Origin of the sequence: Okeania sp. SIO2B3 (genome assembly GCF_010672525.1) — a bacterium.
Taxonomy (GTDB): Bacteria; Cyanobacteriota; Cyanobacteriia; order Cyanobacteriales; family Microcoleaceae; genus Okeania.
In genome coordinates this window covers 30,068-50,003 of record NZ_JAAHGH010000018.1, presented here as the reverse complement: position 1 = coordinate 50,003, position 19,936 = coordinate 30,068, and the positions used below count along the sequence as shown (strand labels likewise).

The window sequence follows — 19,936 nt, the reverse complement described above, 5'->3', positions numbered from 1 at the left end:
ACAATGAAATTTGCCAAAATTTGCCGATTTTTCAGCCAATAAGCCCCTTTAAGCTCTGAGAGTATATTTGGTTCAACGCCGCTTAAAAGCCTTCATCCCCGTGTCTCCGTGTCTCCGTGTCCCCGTGTCTATCGAGAATGAAACAGCCCTACCTCCTGGGAGGGGTTAGGGGTGGGTGGTCTCCTGTCTCCTACCCTTACCCATAAAACTTTTTCAGCAAACCCTAATTAATGAGACCTGATATAAAACCAAAGAATAACGAAAAATTATGGGTGGAATAACAATATAATGCAAGGCTTTCTCAACCTCAATAAACCATCTGGTATGACTTCCCATGACTGTGTAGCAAAAGTAAGAAAGTTACTACGCCTCAAGCGTGTTGGCCATGGAGGAACTCTCGATCCTGCTGCTACTGGTGTTTTACCTATTGCTGTGGGAAAAGCAACTAGATTATTACAGTTTCTACGCTCAGAAAAAGCTTATTGTGGCACAGTCAAATTTGGTGTCATTACGACCACTGATGATTTAGAGGGAGAAATTGTTAAATCTACACTAGCGCCACAGTTAACATTGTCTGATATAGAAGCGGTGCTGCCAAATTTCTTAGGAAAAATTGAACAAATTCCTCCTAGTTACAGTGCAATACAGGTAGAAGGAAAGCGACTTTATGATTTAGCTCGTCAGGGAAAAACTGTTGAAATTCCGACTCGGGTTGTAGAAGTGTCTAGTTTAGAAATTATTGACTGGCGAAGTGGAGATTTTCCTGAGCTAGATTTAGCGATCGCTTGTGGTGCTGGAACTTATATTCGGGCGATCGCTCGCGATCTAGGTGCAGTTTTAAATACTGGGGGAACTTTAGCTACTTTAACTCGTACAGAAAGTAGTGGCTTTTCTTTGAAAGATAGTCTTACTTTTGAGGATATAGAAACTCAACTGCAACAAAAAACATTTAACCTCTTATCATCAGAAGTAGCATTAGCACATTTACCAGCAATAGTTTTAGTTATTGAGGATGCCAAAAGATGGTGTCAAGGTCAACGTTTACCTTATCAGAAAAAATGGGAAATAGAAGACGAAAAAACTGAAAATCCTCTGCGAGTATACAATATTGAAGGCGTCTTTCTCGGTATTGGGCAGTTAATCAAATCCGAAGAAAATTTATTATTAGCACCTCAAGTTGTAATTCTTGAATAAGAAGGAAGAGGGAAGAGGGAAGAAGGAAAAATCTAGCTTTTTATAACAGAAGGAAGAAAGAAGAGGGAAGAAGGAAGAAGGGAAAATCTAGCTTTGTCTGAGTTTTTAGGTTTTCATATATCTGCTTATAGCAGAAGGAAGAAAGAACAAGAAACAAGGAACAAGGAACAATTTAGCTTTGTTTGAGTTTTTAGTTTTTCATCTGTGCCCTTTCCTTCCACTGCTATACCAATTTTTTTTAAATTATATCATGTCCGGATAATAGCGTGATAGAACTCCGTTCCGCTTACGCGACCAAAAAACTTTCTCCTTCTTCTGTTGTTCTTCCTCTTCCTTCTTCTTTCTTCCCTCCTGACTCGGTCCTTCCCCTCCCTTTCTGGGAGGATTTAGGGGTGGGTTGACTCCTGAGGACTGACTCCTCCGTAGTTATTTATTTTATAACTGTTCAACCGGACACGATATTAGACCAATTTGATAACTGTTTGCTACAAATAGTTAGGCTATTTCTTAGAATTCAGTAGTCAGGAGTCAGGAGTCAGAATAAATAGCTTTGATATCATTTTTTAGGTTGTAATTTATCTTTTTAGTCAAAAGGACATCTCTAAAAAAGTCTTTTTATTACTCAAATTATTCGTAACATTCTTTTTTGAAAATGGTATTAGACCTCTTGCATAAAGTAAGCATTCAGCCGTCAGCTATCAGCCATCAGCTATTGCTTTTAGTTTTAGATAAAAGCTTTACTAATTGAGCCAGAATTTATACTTACGTCTAAAAGCTGACTTTAAAGCCTATATTCATTAAAACCCCGTTATGAGAGCTGACAGCTAATAGCTGAATGCTTACTGCATAAATCATATCAAATCCGGGGGAATTGGACATAAAAAAAATCTCCAATCGTCATAAATACTAAATCAAAGTAATTCTCTCAGCAGGGAATAAGAGGGAGTTTTAAGTTGTAGAAAGTTTTTTTGTCACGCTCTTATCCGGACATGATATTAGATCAAAAAATCACGAGTTTACCTAACTTATCTGAATTAAGAAAATTCAAAATTTCAATTTTATAGATAAAAAGTCTGAAAATATTACTTTTATTGCCCGTCTTTTGTAGACATTATATTGGCAGATAAAATATATTCAGACTCACACCAATACGACCTAATGATTTAGTAAAAATTCAAAGGATTGCCTTAAAGATTTAATATCTCCCACTCTTGCCACTAAAAGATTTTCCTCCCCAGCATCTTTTAAGCGAGAATTCCAATACTGAATACTATCAGCGTTATTCATCCAAAAGTTAATCACTGTTTCGACAACTTTATCTACTCTCCAACCACGATTAGTAGAAACATTTTCTACAGATTTTATAAACACATCTAAAGAACACTGACGGTTTCCGAGATATTCTACAGTTAAGTTTTTTTCTACTTGCAGTTTTTGTTGGTGATTAAAAAAATGTAAGATTGGAGAAATACCTAAAAGTTCAAAAGTATACTGCATTTCTATGTTTCCTCTCTAATTATTTTTGATATTATAACTATATTTTAGACAGATTCAAGTTAGCAGTCTTTCAAGGTGAGTGCTAATTTTTTGACCTCTAACTAATAATTAATTAGATGCAAAACCTTGACTTTATGCTTGAATTTGTCCTCAAAATATAATGGCGTATTTTTAGCACTCACGATCAAAGATTGCTAATAGTTTACCTAGTTAAATTTTGTAGTTTGACACACTTCTTATTTAGATAATACTAATTTATTCAACCAGTTTTTGTCAAATTATTTACATTTAAAACGACATTTTATTTACATAAATTTACATTATTTGATTTTGACTTTTTTTCTATTAGTCGTCCTATTTAGATTGTATGGAAAATCTCTGCAAATTAGAGAACAGAAAAAACTGGTAATAATCTCAGACTTTATTATTATTTATAATTAATTTAGAACCTTTTACGAATCCTGCCCAGATTGCTATTATGTACTGTAGTAAGATTTGATGACTGTAGCGATCGAAAAATATCTCTAACTTGATTACCAGTTGGTTTATTGCTCAAAAATATTCTTACAGCTTAATTAAATAGAAATGCTATATTAATAGATTGTGATTTATAAATATCTAGCGACCGTAATACCGCAAGAAAGTAAATACTAGAAGGTTAGTGCATTGTTTCCCTTCGCGATACGTTTGCGCAGAATGACAAACGGAAAAAGCACAGCTCCTCTGTAATATCAAATCCGTTTAATTGGACATAAAAAAATTCTCCAATCGTCATAACTACGCTCATCCTTTTCATTAATGGATAATGGATAATTGATAATTACCTCGGGTTTTAACCGCTACGGAATTGAAGATCAGGAAATATTATTTCTTCTCTTGGTCGATTGGATATGGCGAGGAGACCTCCCCATCCCTCGACCGCTTTTTTCCCCTTAAAAGAGGAGGCTTCAAGGCGCGAATTATTTAATTATTAATTATTAATTATTAATTATTCGGTAATATCTCTCATCCTATACGTCGCCAATCCGACGGCTCCCCTGCCTGACTCCTGACTTCCCCTCCACAGTCGGGGGAGGGGTGAGGGGTGGGTTGACTCCTCCTAGCTTAACCAAGCTATAGCTATAACTGTTTAACCGGATTTGATATAAAGAGGCAGCAGAAACCTAAATCGTGAGGTTTGGGAATTCTTAACCATAGCGTAGTCATCCTTTAAGAAGGATTTCAATAAATCCGGTCATCTGATTAAAACTAGAGAAGTTAGAAAAAAGAGAGCATCTTTGATAGTTACCTTAACCTCAGTCAAATTCTAATAACTAAATCTGAAGACAGAGGTACCTCAAAGATGTAAGATCGAGATTAGAAAACCTAATTTTGATCGACTACTGTAGTTAACAAAGAGAGGAATTGCTTTGAGTCAGCATCCCAATGGTATACCAGCACACGGTGGCCATCTGATTAATCGGATTGCCACACCAGCAGAACGACAAGAGTTCATGGAAAAAGCTGAAAGCTTACCACAAGTAAAACTAGATAAACGAGCACTTTCAGACTTAGTGATGATAGCTATAGGAGGTTTTAGTCCTCTAAATGGCTTTATGGAAGCGGCAGACTATGAAACTGTAGTTACTGATATGCGTCTTCAAAATGGTCTACCTTGGAGTATACCAGTCACTCTACCAGTCTCAGAAGAAGTAGCAGATTCAATCAAAGAAGGAAGTTGGGTGCGTCTTGATTCTCCCGATGGAGAATTTGTAGGAGTTTTAGAATTAACTCAAAAGTTTCGCTACAACAAAGCCCATGAAGCAATTAATGTTTATCGTACAGACGAAATAAAACATCCAGGAGTAAAAGTTCTCTATGATGCTGGCCCCGTTAACTTGGCAGGTCCAGTATGGTTATTAGAACGTCATCCTCACCCATTATTTCCCAAATATCAAATCGATCCGGCCGAGTCCAGAAAACTATTTCTAGAAAGAGATTGGAAAACAGTAGTAGGTTTCCAAACTCGTAACCCCATTCACCGTGCCCATGAATATATTCAAAAGTGTGCTTTAGAAACAGTAGATGGTTTATTTCTACATCCTTTAGTAGGTGCGACCAAATCGGACGATATTCCTGCTGATGTCCGGATGCGTTGCTACGAGATTATGTTTGAGAAATACTTTCCTCAAAACCGAGTAATTATGGCCATTAATCCCTCAGCTATGCGTTATGCTGGCCCAAGGGAAGCAATTTTTCATGCTTTAGTCCGGAAAAACTATGGTTGTACCCATTTCATCGTTGGTCGAGATCATGCCGGGGTAGGAGATTATTACGGTACTTATGATGCTCAATATATCTTTGATGAGTTTGAACCCGGAGAGTTAGATATTGTGCCAATGAAGTTTGAGCACGCTTTCTACTGTACTCGTACTAAAGGTATGGCCACAAGCAAAACAAGTCCAAGTTTGCCAGAAGAACGAATTCATCTATCAGGAACAAAAGTACGAGAAATGTTACGCCGGGGTGAGTTACCACCACCAGAATTTTCACGACCAGAAGTCGCAGAAGAGTTGGCTAAGGCAATGAAAGCATCTAGCTGATATTAGCAGAAATTTTTCTGGTACACTCCTTATATTATGACGCATAATTGTACCAGAATTTGGAGGTAGGTTGAAAAAGCTATACAAAAAGTCAGCTTTTCAACCGCCCCTCAAAATAGGGGTAAATACAGAAGGGGAAAACTTATCTAAAGTTTATCAAACTTACTCATAACTATAGCTATTAAACTAAAATGAGTAAGTTTGTTCAGTTGTCTATCCATTGAGTCGTTATCAGCTACAATTAAGATATGAAGCTAGTTGAACGTCATGTTATTACCAAATCGCACTATTTGTGGTCAGCTTGTGACCACAAGGCTTTTTTGTCAAAAAATCTATTCAATTTAGCCAATTACCATTATCGCCAACATTTCTTTTCCTATCAAAAGAAATTAAATTTTAATCAACTGTATCACAAGGAATAAAGGGTTTGCCGTTTAACCCTGTGGTGGTCGATCCACTACGAACAACTAAGCTTTCAGGCTTTTGATTAAGTTTGAGTAAGTTTAGTTGAGCGGTCAAGTTATCTATATTAAATTTACTTTAACTTGATGGCTGCTTAAGAGCTGACCTGAAAGATGTAGTAAACTAAACTCGCAAGTGTTTAAAGTTAGCTACGATCGCCCCTATCGGTTAACTGCAGAATGCTTCAATTATGTAGAAAATTAATAATAATGTTGTTATAAAAAGTCCTAATTGACTCAGTTCAAGTGAGGACTTTAAGGAAAAAGCATGGGATTAAAGCGGCGTGAATTTCTGCAAAGGGCTAGCTTGGCCCTGGGAGCATTGGGAATAAGTGAAGGACCTTGGTGGCGACTCCACAGTCGTTACTCAACTGCCCTCGCTCAAACTACTGGACGTAAATTAGCACTTCTCATAGGTATTAATGAATATCCGGATGCAGCTCTATCTGGGTGTGTGACAGATGTGGAGATGCAGCAGGAATTGCTAGTTCATAAGTTTGGTTTTTTACCTACTGATATTCTCACTCTCACAAATAAACAAGCTACTAGAGAAAATATAGAAACAGCTTTTATTAATCATCTAACTAATCAAGCTAGACCCGATGACCTAGTTCTCTTTCACTTTAGTGGTTATGGTAGTCGTGTCAGCAAAATGATCAATGAGAATGAACAAAATGAGTCCAGTTCCTCAAAATTAACGTTTCAAAATACTCTAGTGCCAGTAGATGGTGTACCTCCAAACAATGAGGGTAGAGCAATAAATGATGTACTAGAAGAAACTCTATGGTTATTAGTGCAATCGCTTGAGACGACGAAAGTATTGACTGTGTTAGACACTAGCTATGTATATCCTGGTAAAAGTTTGCAAGGTTTTCTCCGAGTTCGCTCTCGACCTAGTTCGACTACGGAGGAAATTAATAAAAAAGAGAAAGCAATGCAAACACTGCTACGCGATCGTCAAAATTTGGCAAGAGGAGAGCTAATTAATCAAAACCAATTACCAGGATTGATTCTGAATGCTAGTAGAGATAGCCAATTTGCTACCGAAACTGACTGGAATGGTTTTAGTTCAGGTTTATTCACTTATGCTCTTACCCAAAATTTATGGCATACAACTCCTGCAACGAAACTACAAATTAGTTTTGCACAAGCAACTAGCTTCGTCGAACAACTCGCTGGAACTTATCAGCAACCGAAACTCAAAGAAGCAACAAAACAAAATATAGCTCAATTTACGGAAGAAGCTACTATAACTCCAGTAGCTACGCGTTATCAAAATATCTTAACCCCCTTATTACCAGCTTCTAGTGGCGTAGTCACTGCAGTGGAAGATAACGGCAAAACAGCAACCCTTTGGCTAGGAGGACTGCCAATAAATGTTCTTGATGCAGTTAAATCTAATTCCCTATTCACAACTGTACCTTCTTCGGATTTAAACTCAAACAACTACCAATTTAAATTACAAATTCGCAGTCGTACTGGTTTAACAGCTAAAGCTTCTATAATTATTGAAACTAATACTTCACAATCAGATCAGGAAAAACAGCAGTTTGAAAATGGAGAAAATTCAAACAGTCAAACACAAAAAAATACTCAAACACCTTCTCCTAATCCTCAACTTTTGGCAGGAGAAGTGGTGCGAGAAAAAATTCGTATTTTGCCGAAACCTACTGAATTGACTATTGCTCTCGATCCGGAACTGTCAAGAATTGAGCGGGTAGATGCTACCAGCGGATTCTCCGCAGAGTCCCAAGTTACAGTAGTAAACAATACTCAAGCAGCAGATTATATATTTAGTCGAGTACGGGAAACAACTATTGCTCAAAGTCTCTCTGCTCCTCTACCTTCGATGTACCAAGGTCGTTATGCTTTATTTTCTCTAGGTCAGGTGCTTATACCCAATAGTGTAGGAGAAGGAGCAGAAGGAGCAGAAGCAGTAAAAGTAGCAGTACAAAGGTTAAGTTCACAATTAAAAACTTTACTTGCAGCTAAAATACTACGCTTAACGAGTAATGAAAGTTCGACTCAAATAAAAGTCAGAGCCAACTTCGCTACTATTACTCCAGAAGCAAAGATAGTTATGCGTAGGGAAACTTTAGGGGTAAGTAATGAGGCGAAATTTAAAACGAACATAGAAGGTGTAGGCAGCTTTGGAGTTTCTGATGGATTACTCACATTACCAGTTGGTAGTCGAATTCAATGTCGCTTGTATAATGACGGCGATCACCCAGTCTATTTTATGTTATTCAGTTTAGACAGTAGTGGGCGCATTTTTGTTCTCGATCCTACTGTATCTAATCAACCTCTCAATAATGACGATCCTCCACAAGTAGGGTTTGCTATTTCTCCAGAAGATAGCGTAAATATGCCTCCTGTGATTAGTAATTTTCCTAGAGATACAGAATCTTTTGGATGGAAACTAATCGGTCCGGAAGGGTTGGCAGAAAGTCTAATTATCTGTAGCCATCAACCATTCAAGGAAACAATAGCAGCTCTTAATGGAGAGCTACATCAAGTTAGAGACGATGGGCTAATTCAAGAAGTATTAAATCCTTTGAATGTAGCACAAGCAGTATTACGAGACTTACAAAGTGCTAGTCAATCAGCTGTTCAATCAAGTGGGTTATCAACTGATGATTATGCTCTAGATATTAATAGTTGGGCAACTATGAGCTTTTTGTATAGGATAGTTTGAAAAAAATACTTTTTATAGCAGAAGGAAGAAGAAAGAAGCGGTGCGACCCCACGTCGGCGACAGACGCAAGTGTTCAGACCCCGCGATGACAACAGCTCGCTTGCGGAATGCTGACTCCTTTTCGGGAATGCGCACTCCTGTGAGGACAAAGGAAAAATCTTACGTTGTCTGAGTTTTAAGCTTTTGATATGTCCGAACCTTTCCTTCGACTAGCTATATCAGATAATTTCAGAAATAGGGGCTTGAGTAGCCTCTTTTTTTTATCTGTTTTTTCACACTGGCAGCACATATAGTGTAATACCAATTTTATAAATGTTTACTAGATTTTATTGAGTAAGGGAGTAGGGGAAACGCTCCGCGAGATATAAAGCGGGTGCGCTTCTACTAGAATTCGGTTATATAATAGACTTGTCGCTTTATAACTTCAAAAATCCCCAAAAACCTTGTTCTATAAGGATTGTAGCTATTGGTGGATCAAAAGCCTTGGAATTATTGCTCTGTCTAGGTTGGAGCGATTTTTTCCCTCTATTAAGCGACAACTCTAATATATGTTGATAATTCGGCGTTAGTGATTTGAGGTATAATATTATGTCCAGTAGCATCGGAGCGTGTATAGAATTAAGTCACAATTGGAAGAAACCCTTTCCTAGGTCATGCTACGCAAACAGCATAGCTGCCCTCTACCCTCTGCCTTCCTTCCACCAAAGTGTAACTATTCAAGCGGACATGATATGATGTCTCGTCCGGATCACAGCGCAAACAAAAAATTTTCTCCCTCTACTACTGTTTCTTCTTCTTTCTTTCCTCCTGACTCGGTCCTCCTGACTTCCCCTCCACGGTCGGGGGAGGGGCGAGGGGTGGGTTTACTCCTGGCTCCCCTCCTGGGAGGGGCGGGGGTGGGTTGAGTTAGGGGTGGGGTGACTACTCAATAATTAAGATTAATATCATACACGCGCTTCACCAACGCCGATAATTCTATAATTGCTTCCAGTCTTTAATCTCCCCCACTCCCCTACTCCTCTACTCCCAACTAATAAGTATTCAACCGGATTTGATATCACGGCCAGTTTTGGTGGCAATTTTTCAGACCTACTAACATATCTTGGCATGAATGTCAAAACAAATTTTGTCGTATTAACACTCTTGATCGACTTTTGTAAAATTAGCTATACTGGCAAAGAATAAGATTTTAAGGAAACAACTGAATGGTTGCAACACCCGTCCAAATTAAACACGAAGTTAAAGACCAGTCCCTAGCTCCTCTAGGAAAACAAAGAATTGAGTGGGCAGGTAGAGAAATGCCTGTTCTACGTCAGATTCAAGAACGCTTTGCCAAAGAAAAGCCACTAAGCGGAATTAAATTAGCAGCTTGCTGTCATGTTACAACCGAAACTGCTCATTTAGCGATCGCCCTCAAAAATGCTGGTGCTGATGCTGTATTAATTGCCAGTAACCCTTTATCTACTCAAGATGATGTAGCTGCTAGTCTGGTAGTAGATCATGGTATTTCTGTATATGCCATGAAAGGAGAGGATGAAGAAACTTATCTGCGTCACGTTGAAATTGCTTTAGACCACAGACCTAATATTATTATTGATGATGGTAGTGATGTTGTCGCAACTCTAGTAAAAAATAGACAAGAGCAACTTTCTGACCTCATTGGTACTACAGAAGAAACTACTACAGGTATTGTTCGTCTAAAAGCAATGTTCAATGATGGGGTATTGACTTTCCCTGCTATGAACGTTAATGATGCGGACACTAAACACTTCTTTGATAACCGTTATGGTACAGGTCAATCTACTTTAGATGGTATCATCCGTGCTACTAATATTTTATTAGCTGGTAAAAATACTGTAGTTGTAGGTTATGGTTGGTGCGGTAAAGGTGCAGCTCTCCGTGCTAGAGGTCTAGGTGCAAATGTTATTGTAACTGAAATAGATCCAGTTCGCGCTATTGAAGCAGTAATGGATGGTTTCCGCGTGATGCCAATGGAAGAAGCTGCTCCTCTAGGCGATCTATTCATCACTGTTACTGGCAATAAGCACGTTATCCGTGGGGAACATTTCGATGTGATGAAGGATGGAGCGATCGTTTGCAACTCTGGTCACTTTGATATTGAAATTGACCTAGAAACTTTGGGTAAAAATGCTGCTGATATCAAGACAGTTAGACCTTTCACTCAACAGTACACACTCAAGAATGGTAAGTCTGTAATTGTATTAGGCGAAGGTCGCTTAATTAACTTAGCTGCTGCTGAAGGTCATCCTAGTGCAGTTATGGATATGAGTTTTGCTAACCAAGCATTAGCTTGTGAATATTTAGTTACAAATAAAGGTAAATTAGAACCAGGTTTACACTCTATTCCTGTGGAAGTTGATAAGGAAATTGCTCGTTTGAAATTACAAGCAATGGGTATTGGTATTGATACTTTGACTCCAGAACAAATCGAATATATGAATTCTTGGACTGTTGGTACCTAATTAATTTTTTAAGGAATAAGAATCTAGTTTAATCTAAATTACTATTCCTAATAATAACTTTTAGCTTTATTTTGCTTTCAAGAACCCTGGTAAAATCTTGGTAAAACATCCATAATTTTATCTGGGTTTTTTATATATATTTGTAGGATGCTATTGTAATTTTAACTTAGTTCAATATTTAACTTTAAATAATATAAATCAGTGGCTAAATTATCTGTAGAATTACAACGATATTTTTTTGACGAAAAATTTGCTTCTAAAGTAACTTTAGGAGATATTATTGATTTAGCAGGAGAGAGAATTTTTGGCTTTTTATTCGTAATTTTATCTCTACCTTCAGCTTTACCTGTACCTGCTCCTGGTTACTCAATTCCCTTTGGAATTTTATTACTTTTATTAGCACTTCAATTAATAATTGGTTCAACAACTCCCTGGTTGCCTAAAAGGTGGTTAAATCATTCAATTTCTCTGGAAAAAGTACAAGGAATTTTGAAAAAAGGTATTCCATGGTTACAGAAAATTGAGTTGATATCTCGTCCTCGGTTGAGTTATATTTGTACAAGTTTTATAGGTAGAGTTATTATTGGTTGCGCGATCGCTCTAATGGCTATTTCGATGATGATTCCAATTCCTGGTACTAATACTTTACCAGCGATCGGGATTTTTGTTACTGGTTTTGGGTTGTTGGATGATGATGGTTTTATTAGTTTGGGTGGGTTGGTTGTTTGTCTAATGGGTGCGACTTTAAGTGGTCTAATTCTGCGTTTTGGTTATGAGGGTGTCAAAAGTGGAATCGAATTAATTAAAAATTATTTGATTGGTGGTTAGGAAATTCAGTTATCAGTTATCAGTTATCAGTACCTCCGACTAAATTAGAAGCCTTGATACCTTATTTGATCATCTTCAGTGCGGGCATCTTGCCCGCGAATATTATACCTGATATACCTGACTGAGTATGCCAAAATTCCCTATTCGCTGTACCTTTGAAATAGGGAAAAAAATTTCAGCAAGGGGTTGATTTTAAATAAATTTGTGCTATTATTTATATAGTAGAAAAGGTGTGCTCATATATACTCTATATTATATGGCCTCAGTTAACTAACTATTAGCTATCAGCCTAAAAATTTGTGCTTATGTAATGGTATTTGTTTGCGGAGCATTCCGTCAGGAAAAGCTTGGGTTGCTCATCCCCTTTCCGTTCCCGAATGCTCCGCTTTCCGCGCAAAGCTGACCGCTGATTGCTGAAATGCTGAATGCTTTTTAAGGAAGCGCTACAAATATCATGCTGAATAATCCAACTTTGAAACTAAATCAATTACCGAAAAATTTACCTCTCGAAGGTGGAATAAGTATGGAATTAGTAGAAGGAGTTCCTATATTTCGTGCCTCCAAAATAGTTCAGGATAGAATAGAAACTCTCCTAGCTAAACTTCAAGATTCTGAGTTAGGTTTGGCAGAAGAAAAAGAATTAGATAATTATGAAGAATTGGATGATTACCTCAGTTTTATTAATCGGACTTTCAACAATTAATAATTAATAATTAATAATTACCTCTCCTTGAAAAGAAGAAGATTGACTAATCATGAAAATTTTTTCTTGTTTCTCTTGGTTTGGTTTATTCCCAAAATTCGGAGTTTGCCTCCAGATAAAGTTACTGAAATAATAGATTTTGTGTATTTTTTGTCTCAAAAACACCAACAGCAAAGTTTGACTCACTCTATTACTCAGCTCTCTGAAACAGCTGTTGAGAAAATTTGGGATAATGCCGAAGATGATAATGCTGATAACTGATAACTGATAACTGAAAAGGAGCAATTATGAATTTAGTTTGTGAACTTCCTATGGGAATTTCTCAAAATGAGGCTAAGTTATTCTTAGCAATAAAATTGTATGAAATTAATAAAATTTCTTTAGGAAAAGCAGCAAAATTAGCAGGATATTCTAAGTCAGCTTTTATAGAAGTTTTGGGACAATATAAAATCCCTATTTTTAATTATTCTCCTGAAGAATTGCGGGAAGAGATAAATAAATGACTGATTTAATTATTGCTGATAGTACCTGCTTAATCGGGTTAGAAAGAATTGGTAAAATAGATTTATTACCGCATATGTTTTCTCAGGTGATAATTCCGCCAGAGGTTCAAAAAGAGTTTGGTATTTATTTTTCTTGGTTGATTGTTAAAAGTACCCAAAATATAGGGATGGTTAATTCTTTAAAGTTAGTGGTTGATGATGGAGAAGCAGAAGCTATTACTTTAGCTTATGAGTTAGGTTATCGTTTAATTGTTGATGATAAACAAGCAAGAAATACAGCGAAAAGATTAGGGATTAAAATAATCGGAACGGTGGGAGTTTTAGTGAAAGCTAGGCAGTTAGGATTACCTTACCATGCTTCTATTTTAGAAGCATTAGAAAGCAATGGTTTTTATTTAAGTCAATCTCTGAAAACAGAAGCATTAATTTTAGTAGACGAAAGTTAATCTGGGAAAACTGATAACTGATAACTGAAAAAAGGCGATCGCTTCAATGAATATTTGCCAGAAAAAAATTTCAGCAAAGGGTTGATTTAAAATTTATTTGTGCTACTATTTGTATAGTGGGAAAGGTGCGCTCATATATACTCTATGTCCAGTAGCCCAATTATCGCTTCATAACTTCTCCTGTTGAAAAAAAAGACGATTATAGATAATTTATGGTGCGTCACACTCTCCTTGGGAATGGGGAAAAACTGATGCCTGAAATGGCTCAACTTTTCCGAAAATTCCTCACAGAAAATTGGATAAAACATTGGGGGGTTTGTTTTGAGACCCTCAAAAAATATTCATAACTATATCTATATATAGGTGAGGAGAAACTTGTGGAAGAGAATGAAAAAATCGCAGGAATACAAAAATTCGTATTAATTGTGCTAATTCCCATAATTGGACTGTTAATGAGTGCGGTAAGTTTAAGAATTGCTTTTTTGCAAGGTTGGCCACGTTTTTTGGTGAAAAAAACAGACCGCTTTTCCTGCCAGTTACAACCAGATGAAAAAAGAAAAAAAGATGTTTGGACGGTGATGTATGACGATAATAAAGCTAAACAACCCTGGTTAGGTATTGTGAAATCTATGGGGGAAGATTGGGACCCTGCTGAACGATGCGGAGAAATAGAGAAGCGGTTAGAAAATTATCGCAAGGATGGTATAATTTCCCTAGAATATCGCCAAGATCCTAATACTCCAAAGCAAGAAGTTATTTGTGCGAAAACCGAACTAAGTGGTGATGGTTGTCCGTTGTTGTTGACTTTGGATGTGGGAGTTGATGGTTACAACGCGTTGCGAGAAATGACTGAAGCGTTACGAAGCAGTGAAACATTTGATCAGAATAGTGAAGGAAAATCGGCAAATTCTAATTTTTCTAAAGAGTCGCCTGTGGTTTATTTACAACCTTTTTTGGCGAAGGAAGATCGGTTGGCAGGAAGGTAAAAGGGTTTTAGTAGTAATAGTAGGGTGTGTGACGGTATCCTTTTTTCAATTTTAGGGAAACTCAAGATTTTTTGCTGTCACGCACCTTTTTTGGGATGGTAGATAATCTGCTGTACATTTACTCAGATTTATCTCGATCCTTACCAATTGTTTGTTGTGCTGCATGGCGAATATGAAGAACCCGAACTATAGAAAGTTCTTTACCTTCTACAATAGTGAAAATAACTCGATATGAATTACGTCCCCTACCGTAGAGAAGTTGCCGAATTTCTTGACTGAAGTAGTCGTTTTCCCGTGCTAAAGGACAACGTTTAGGCATTTCTGATAAAGATTCAATAGTTTTTAACAGCTTTTGATACCAATGTCTTGCTGTTTCAATTGACGTAACTTGACACAACCATTGAAATGCTTTATCTGCTTCTGCTTCTGCAACGCTGGAAATTTCTATTTGATATTTCATTCTGTCGCTGGTAAATTATATTTACGACGTTGTGCTTCAGCAAATTCATCAAAGGAACGAAATCGACCATTTTCAAAATCATCTAACCCTTGCTGAATAGCTTTAACAGCTTCTGCGGTATCGGCAGTTTCCCAGTCTAAAACTCTGGCAAGTAATTCACTGACAACTAGGGAAATATCTTGTCCTTGTTGAGTTGCTTTTTCCTGGAGTCGTGCTTCTAATTCTGGAGTTAAGTTAATTGTAATTGACATATATATTGTTGATATTTTGATTGATAATTTAATGTTATTTATCTTGGAAAGGATTGAGAAGTAAAACTCCACAACCTTCAAAATCTCGTGTATTGCGAGTGACTAAAGTTAGTTTATGAATTTGAGCAGTAGCAGCTATTATCATATCTGCTTGAGAGCGTGTCTGACCTTGAGATTGGAATTTACCTCTCAATTATCCAGATAATTTGGCGATGTTTCTAGTAACTGGACAAATCTTACAGTTAGACTCAAAAAAACTCTCAAACCATTCTTGAATTTGAGGGTTTGGTTTCCAACTTAAGCCATAGAATATTTCCTCAACTTTGATGACACTAACAGATATTTCTGATACTTTTGCTGCCCAATTTAATACATTTGGATTAGGTTTTGTTCATGCTAATTCACTAATAATATTTGTATCAAGGAGAAACATTTTCAAAATCGTCACTAAAAGGATTTGGTCTATTTTGGCGAGTAGGAATTTCTAGTACATAATCTGCTTCAGTACACAAATTGCGTAACTCTCCAAAGGTATCTGCTAAGGAAGGTTTTTGATGTTGTTTTTGCCATGCTAAAAATTCCTGAAATGTTTGGGGATCGATAATAGCTGCTACAAGTTTTTCTTGTTGATAAATCATTTGTGGTTTTTGGGTTGGTTATTTCAGGTCTGATAAATTTTGTTCTGCTTCATGTATTTCCCAATTCAATTTTTACCTCTTATATTATTGATAACTTAATGTTGTTTATTTTAACGTAGAAAATCGTAGGATGTGTGACAGTTTCCTTTTTTCAATTTTGGGGAAACAAGAAATTTTGCCCTCATGCACTTTTTGTTGGATGGTAGATAATCTGATGGTAAGTTACACTTTGACGGTAATGATGTGTCTGAGATAAATTGGTTATTAAAAACTGATAATTGAACTAGGTGTCAAGTATCGAAATTCTCGAATCAAGTAAAATTATCAAATTTGCTTCTGGTAACTTTTAACTTTTTTTCTATTGGTGGCTGAAACATTTCGATGTTAGTGTTATTGTATCCAACATACATTCCTATAAGTTATGATACCCATTACTGGGAAATAAATAGTAAAAAATATCACAATGAACCAATAAAACCAAAATTCGCTCCAATTATTTCTAAGTTCTTCCCATGGATTATTTCTCAATTTTTTCCATCTTGTCTTCAATTCTTCCAGTCTTTTCTTCAACCACTCTCTAAGCCCACCATCGTTATAAACCCAAAGACACAACCTATAAACTCCTATACCCAAACATACACAACCTATTAAAAGTGTCAAACCCATCAAGCCTAATAAAATCCAACCAACAACCAGAAAAATCCAATAAAAAACCCAAAAAACAAAATATACAGCCATACGAAACAAAAAATAATTAACTACAAGAAAGCGCTCTTCAAAGGGAAGATCTTCTACCTCAGAAGGCAGAGGACGTGTAGCCCAAGCCTTAAACTTTTTAAACCATTCCTGATTTTGTACCCTATTCTGCTCCCTATTCTGCTGCCACCACAATTTGCGGGGACGGCGACACAAGAGTCGATCGCCCAGACTAGGAAATATAGGATTTTGATTTTGTACCAGCTCTTCTTGTTCAACCTTCAGCTTTTCTTCTCCCTGCTCAACTTCCTGCCTTAACTCTCGCACCCGTCGTTCAGCCTCTTCAAGTTTCTGCTGCTTCTTCTCCAGCTCTCCTTGTAATTTTACCTTCTCTCTTTCTCTGCCAAGAGCGATCGCCCTTTTCCGATCCTTCTCCTGCTGATACTCCTGAAAGAAATGAATAGGAATACCCCAAGAAAAAGTCAGTTGCAAACCAGTCTCCACCCTTTCCACAGCTTGCTCGAAAGTCTGCCGTTGTGACTCAGACAAACTCCCCTGTAGAGAAGAAAAACTTTCCACAACTTCAAAATCACTTCTTCCATGTACAGCCACAACCTCACCCTTTTCATCCACAACAGGCGATCCACTCATCCCACCCACAGTCAAAGCATCATAAGAAACCTCATAACCCTCACCCAACTTACCCGAACCCGAAATTTCACCAGAAACAGACTGATATACTGACCTCCCACCCCTCTTAGGAAAACCAGAAATATAAATAGAACTACCAGTTTTCAGACTTTCAGAATTACCTATTTTCAGCGCCGGATAATTACATTTTCCTCCCTCTGGGCGAAAAGTGACCAAAGCCAAATCTATATCACTAGGAAATATTTCTACTTCGGCAACAGGCCAGAATTTCCCATCTTGATTAGTCTGTAATAATCTTTCCCCTTCTTTTTCCACAACATGAGCTGCCGTTAATACTGTACAGACTCCCTTTTCTCCAGGCACGAAAAAACCAGTCCCATGTCCGGGTTGATTTCTATAAGATAATTTGACAATACTAGGCTTGAGTCGAGAATATATTTGTTGTGAGGATAAAGAACAATTTGCCAGAGTTAATGTCAGGATTAGTGCTAGGAAAGCTAGACCAAGGATGCGGGGTAGAGATTTCATCTATGATTCAGGGTTCAGAAGTTTGAGAGTCTAATTTTTCTTCATTATTACTTACAACTTCAATGATAGGCTTTCCCTTCCCATTGAGGAAATTGAAAAGGTCATTGCTCTAAAAAAAGAGCCACTATTTTCCCATAATACTTATCTACTTTGAAAATAAAACAATTTTTTCTAGTTGTCAAGGAGCGATCGCTTTTTCAGTTATCAGTTATCAGTTATCAGTACTAATTTAATGAGACTTGATACGAATCCTCAAATTATAGACAAAATTGAAAAGGTCTTTGCTCTAAAAAAAGAGCCACTATTTTCCCATAATACTTATCTACTTTGAAAATAAAACAATTTTTTCTAGTTGTCAAGGAGCGATCGCTTTTTCAGTTATCAGTTATCAGTTATCAGTACTAATTTAATGAGACTTGATACGAATCCTCAAATTATAGACAAAATTGAAAAGGTCTTTGCTCTAAAAAAAGAGCCACTATTTTCCCATAATACTTATCTACTTTGAAAATAAAACAACTTTTTCTAGTTGTCAAGGAGCGATCGCTTTTTCAGTTATCAGTTATCAGTTATCAGTTATCAGTACTAATTTAATGAGACTTGATACGAATCCTCAAATTATAGACAAAATTGAAAAGGTCTTTGCTCTAAAAAAAGAGCCACTATTTTCCCATAATACTTATCTACTTTGAAAATAAAACAACTTTTTCTAGTTGTCAAGGAGCGATCGCTTCATTACTCTCATTTTTCATCCAGAACAGTTAAAATTCATACTAAAAAACTTTTGTTGGGTTTTGTTGGGTTTATCCTACGGATAAGCTCCGCTAACGTTACCTCAACCCAACCTACTATCAAGTCTTACTTTTGACTTTTGACTTTTGACTTTTAACTTCAATTAAGTGGGTTAGCTACATCCACGCCCCCTAAATCCCCCAAAATTGGGGGACTTTGAGAAGCAAATTGACTCTTGTTCCCCCCAAACTTGGGGGGCTAGGGGGGCAAATTGCAGTTTAACTTCATCAAGCAATACTCCCCCGCTTCCTAGTCTCCTTATAAGAAGTTCCCACATTTTTCAAACCAGCTTTAATCATTTCCTGTTCCAATAAAGCAAAGAAACTCGCTCGATCGCCTCCTCTAACCACTGCCTGATTATGAGCTTCTGCCAATACCACCGGATAACCATAACCTTTTTGCACTTGAGCTAACATCATTCCTAACACTAATTCCAACATTTCTTCATCTTCAGCCACCCATTCTGGCATATCAATTCTGGCAACTTCCGTACCAACATTCACATAACAAAAATAGATAATATTATCTCCATATAAATCCAAAATTCTAGCGGAAGATTGCCATAAAGGACTTCTTTGCCCAGGTTGCAATATCGAACCCCAAAATACCACATCTCGCAAAGGTTCAAATGACTGACAAGGAGCTTTTTCGGTAAAACCAAATCCTCCTAAACCAACATTCGGACAATTACTAACACAGTCAGGTTCATCATAAATACAAGCCTTTAAACGTAAAAAAGATAAACTTTCACTACTGCGAGAAGCACTCAAATAACCAATCAAAGGAATACCCGCTAACTTTAATTTATTCCAAGCGTCTAAAATCGGATTTAAAATTCTATCCCGTGCTTCAGAAGGCAAAGATTCTAAGAACCAATAAATCAGAGAACCATCAACCATTGCTAATATTGGGGAATCTAAATTATCGGGATTATTTTCCCTCCATTCACAACCCAAATCTGCCAAAACCAAAGCTTCAGAAATAGTCCGTCGATAACCCATCCATTCTTCAGTTTTAATTCCCCATTGTCGAGAAATATAAAGGTCATCTGCCTGATAAAAAATTTCTGGAATACTATCTAAAAGTGGATAAATACTTTCACCATAATTCAACATGACTCGCCCAATATTTAGTAAATAACAATAAGCAATTTCATGGTGACTTGGTGCTATTTGAGAACCATCTGTAGCAAATACCGTATGATTTTTTGGAGGAGGATTAATTAGAGGATAAGTATCTAAAAATTCTATAGGAATAGCCGGATTAAAAAGTATGCGATCGCTCCAACTTTCTTCTAACTCTAATAATTCTTCTTGTTCAGTTTTTGCTTCTTCTAGTAATTGTTGAGCTATTTCTAATCTGTTTTGTGCTGCTATTGCTTCTGCTGTGAGATGTTGGCTCATCCCTTGCATTTGTTTCGCTAGTTTTGTTAGGTCTAGCATAGTTTTTATTTCCTAATTTTTAGAGATTTAAGTAATTAATAAGGAAGAAGTAAGAAGGAAGAAGGAAGAAGGAAAAGGGAAGAGGGAAGAAAGAAGGAAA

At 37.0% G+C, this 19,936-nt stretch carries 18 protein-coding genes; 10 read left to right on the top strand and 8 right to left on the bottom strand.

The genetic code is table 11. The features are described 5' to 3' along the window. Window positions 1-288 precede the first annotated feature (288 nt). Window positions 289-1,194: a tRNA pseudouridine(55) synthase TruB gene (truB, locus tag F6K15_RS16185; RefSeq protein ID WP_293062398.1), complete on the top strand. Its 906-nt coding sequence runs from the start codon at window positions 289-291 to the stop codon at window positions 1,192-1,194. Between the two features lie 1,155 nt (window positions 1,195-2,349). Here truB and F6K15_RS16180 read toward each other — a convergent pair. After that, window positions 2,350-2,691 (bottom strand): hypothetical protein, encoded by a 342-nt coding sequence (locus tag F6K15_RS16180; RefSeq protein WP_293062396.1) that lies wholly within the window; start codon window positions 2,689-2,691, stop codon window positions 2,350-2,352. Between the two features lie 1,409 nt (window positions 2,692-4,100). Between F6K15_RS16180 and sat the strand changes: the two genes are divergently transcribed. Next, window positions 4,101-5,273 carry a sulfate adenylyltransferase gene (gene sat / locus F6K15_RS16175; RefSeq protein WP_293062394.1) on the top strand — a complete coding sequence of 391 codons (1,173 nt, stop codon included), beginning with the start codon at window positions 4,101-4,103 and terminating at the stop codon, window positions 5,271-5,273. A gap of 396 nt (window positions 5,274-5,669) precedes the next feature. Here sat and F6K15_RS16170 read toward each other — a convergent pair whose 3' ends face one another. Beyond that, the gene (locus F6K15_RS16170; protein WP_293062393.1) at window positions 5,670-5,792 is read right to left on the bottom strand and encodes a hypothetical protein; all 123 of its coding nucleotides are present in this window, start codon (window positions 5,790-5,792) and stop codon (window positions 5,670-5,672) included. Window positions 5,793-6,002: 210 nt separating this feature from the next. On the opposite strand from F6K15_RS16170, the gene F6K15_RS16165 reads away from it, so the two are divergent. The 8 genes from F6K15_RS16165 (at window position 6,003) to F6K15_RS16130 (ending at window position 14,378) form a co-directional block, all read left to right on the top strand. Further along, window positions 6,003-8,429, top strand: coding sequence for a caspase family protein (locus tag F6K15_RS16165; protein ID WP_293062391.1), 2,427 nt, complete (start codon window positions 6,003-6,005; stop codon window positions 8,427-8,429). A 1,205-nt stretch (window positions 8,430-9,634) separates the two neighbouring features. Further along, window positions 9,635-10,912, top strand: a complete 1,278-nt coding sequence (ahcY, locus tag F6K15_RS16160) for an adenosylhomocysteinase (RefSeq protein ID WP_293062389.1) — start codon at window positions 9,635-9,637, stop codon at window positions 10,910-10,912. A gap of 201 nt (window positions 10,913-11,113) precedes the next feature. Next, window positions 11,114-11,740 carry an exopolysaccharide biosynthesis protein gene (locus tag F6K15_RS16155; RefSeq protein WP_293062387.1) on the top strand — a complete coding sequence of 209 codons (627 nt, stop codon included), beginning with the start codon at window positions 11,114-11,116 and terminating at the stop codon, window positions 11,738-11,740. Between the two features lie 454 nt (window positions 11,741-12,194). Further along, window positions 12,195-12,443 (top strand): hypothetical protein, encoded by a 249-nt coding sequence (locus tag F6K15_RS16150; RefSeq protein ID WP_293062386.1) that lies wholly within the window; start codon window positions 12,195-12,197, stop codon window positions 12,441-12,443. A 42-nt stretch (window positions 12,444-12,485) separates the two neighbouring features. Beyond that, window positions 12,486-12,704 (top strand): toxin-antitoxin system, antitoxin component, Xre family protein, encoded by a 219-nt coding sequence (locus tag F6K15_RS16145; RefSeq protein ID WP_293062384.1) that lies wholly within the window; start codon window positions 12,486-12,488, stop codon window positions 12,702-12,704. Between the two features lie 26 nt (window positions 12,705-12,730). Then, window positions 12,731-12,946 (top strand): UPF0175 family protein, encoded by a 216-nt coding sequence (locus tag F6K15_RS16140; RefSeq protein ID WP_293062382.1) that lies wholly within the window; start codon window positions 12,731-12,733, stop codon window positions 12,944-12,946. After that, window positions 12,943-13,392 carry a DUF3368 domain-containing protein gene (locus F6K15_RS16135; RefSeq protein WP_293062380.1) on the top strand — a complete coding sequence of 150 codons (450 nt, stop codon included), beginning with the start codon at window positions 12,943-12,945 and terminating at the stop codon, window positions 13,390-13,392. The genes F6K15_RS16140 and F6K15_RS16135 overlap by 4 nt, the downstream gene beginning before the upstream one ends. 377 nt (window positions 13,393-13,769) lie before the next feature. Then, a complete protein-coding gene (locus F6K15_RS16130) occupies window positions 13,770-14,378 on the top strand; it encodes a COP23 domain-containing protein (RefSeq protein WP_293062378.1) in 609 nt (202 codons plus the stop codon). A 118-nt stretch (window positions 14,379-14,496) separates the two neighbouring features. On the opposite strand, the gene F6K15_RS16125 is transcribed toward F6K15_RS16130, so the two are convergent. The 6 genes from F6K15_RS16125 to F6K15_RS16100 all read right to left on the bottom strand — a co-directional run bounded on the left by F6K15_RS16125 (window position 14,497) and on the right by F6K15_RS16100 (window position 19,836). Continuing rightward, a complete protein-coding gene (locus F6K15_RS16125; protein WP_293062376.1) occupies window positions 14,497-14,838 on the bottom strand; it encodes a type II toxin-antitoxin system RelE/ParE family toxin in 342 nt (113 codons plus the stop codon). Then, on the bottom strand, window positions 14,835-15,089 hold the full coding sequence (locus F6K15_RS16120; protein ID WP_293062374.1) for a hypothetical protein: 255 nt from the start codon (window positions 15,087-15,089) through the stop codon (window positions 14,835-14,837). Before F6K15_RS16120 ends, F6K15_RS16125 begins: the two co-directional genes overlap by 4 nt. A gap of 34 nt (window positions 15,090-15,123) precedes the next feature. After that, window positions 15,124-15,282, bottom strand: coding sequence for a hypothetical protein (locus F6K15_RS16115; RefSeq protein WP_293062372.1), 159 nt, complete (start codon window positions 15,280-15,282; stop codon window positions 15,124-15,126). Between the two features lie 226 nt (window positions 15,283-15,508). Next, on the bottom strand, window positions 15,509-15,727 hold the full coding sequence (locus F6K15_RS16110; protein WP_293062371.1) for a prevent-host-death protein: 219 nt from the start codon (window positions 15,725-15,727) through the stop codon (window positions 15,509-15,511). Window positions 15,728-16,117: 390 nt separating this feature from the next. Further along, on the bottom strand, window positions 16,118-17,602 hold the full coding sequence (locus tag F6K15_RS16105) for a serine protease (protein WP_293062369.1): 1,485 nt from the start codon (window positions 17,600-17,602) through the stop codon (window positions 16,118-16,120). Window positions 17,603-18,621: 1,019 nt separating this feature from the next. Beyond that, the gene (locus F6K15_RS16100; RefSeq protein ID WP_293062367.1) at window positions 18,622-19,836 is read right to left on the bottom strand and encodes a DNA double-strand break repair nuclease NurA; all 1,215 of its coding nucleotides are present in this window, start codon (window positions 19,834-19,836) and stop codon (window positions 18,622-18,624) included. Window positions 19,837-19,936: the final 100 nt, after the last annotated feature.